At 54.9% G+C, this 1,260-nt stretch carries 1 protein-coding gene; it reads right to left on the reverse strand.

Features of this window, described 5'->3' with window-relative positions; genetic code table 11:
• Positions 1-130: 130 nt before the first annotated feature.
• Positions 131-1,156: an aminoglycoside O-phosphotransferase APH(4)-Ia gene (gene aph(4)-Ia, locus V6V47_RS32635; protein ID WP_334632406.1), complete on the reverse strand. Its 1,026-nt coding sequence runs from the start codon at positions 1,154-1,156 to the stop codon at positions 131-133.
• Positions 1,157-1,260: the final 104 nt, after the last annotated feature.

The following is a 1,260-nucleotide window of genomic DNA, read 5'->3' on the forward strand; positions in this document are numbered from 1 at the left end:
AGTATTTTACAAATCCAAATACATACTAAGGGTTTCTTATATGCTCAACACATGAGCGAAACCCTATAGGAACCCTAATTCCCTTATCTGGGAACTACTCACACATTATTATGGAGAAACTCGAGCTACTCTATTCCTTTGCCCTCGGACGAGTGCTGGGGCGTCGGTTTCCACTATCGGCGAGTACTTCTACACAGCCATCGGTCCAGACGGCCGCGCTTCTGCGGGCGATTTGTGTACGCCCGACAGTCCCGGCTCCGGATCGGACGATTGCGTCGCATCGACCCTGCGCCCAAGCTGCATCATCGAAATTGCCGTCAACCAAGCTCTGATAGAGTTGGTCAAGACCAATGCGGAGCATATACGCCCGGAGGCGCGGCGATCCTGCAAGCTCCGGATGCCTCCGCTCGAAGTAGCGCGTCTGCTGCTCCATACAAGCCAACCACGGCCTCCAGAAGAGGATGTTGGCGACCTCGTATTGGGAATCCCCGAACATCGCCTCGCTCCAGTCAATGACCGCTGTTATGCGGCCATTGTCCGTCAGGACATTGTTGGAGCCGAAATCCGCATGCACGAGGTGCCGGACTTCGGGGCAGTCCTCGGCCCAAAGCATCAGCTCATCGAGAGCCTGCGCGACGGACGCACTGACGGTGTCGTCCATCACAGTTTGCCAGTGATACACATGGGGATCAGCAATCGCGCATATGAAATCACGCCATGTAGTGTATTGACCGATTCCTTGCGGTCCGAATGGGCCGAACCCGCTCGTCTGGCTAAGATCGGCCGCAGCGATCGCATCCATGGCCTCCGCGACCGGCTGGAGAACAGCGGGCAGTTCGGTTTCAGGCAGGTCTTGCAACGTGACACCCTGTGCACGGCGGGAGATGCAATAGGTCAGGCTCTCGCTGAACTCCCCAATGTCAAGCACTTCCGGAATCGGGAGCGCGGCCGATGCAAAGTGCCGATAAACATAACGATCTTTGTAGAAACCATCGGCGCAGCTATTTACCCGCAGGACATATCCACGCCCTCCTACATCGAAGCTGAAAGCACGAGATTCTTCGCCCTCCGAGAGCTGCATCAGGTCGGAGACGCTGTCGAACTTTTCGATCAGAAACTTCTCGACAGACGTCGCGGTGAGTTCAGGCTTTTTCATTTGGATGCTTGGGTAGAATAGGTAAGTCAGATTGAATCTGAAATAAAGGGAGGAAGGGCGAACTTAAGAAGGTATGACCGGGTCGTCCACTTACCTTGCTTGAC

It is taken from the genome of Micromonospora sp. CPCC 205539 (assembly GCF_036906815.1).
GTDB lineage: Bacteria > Actinomycetota > Actinomycetes > Mycobacteriales > Micromonosporaceae > Micromonospora.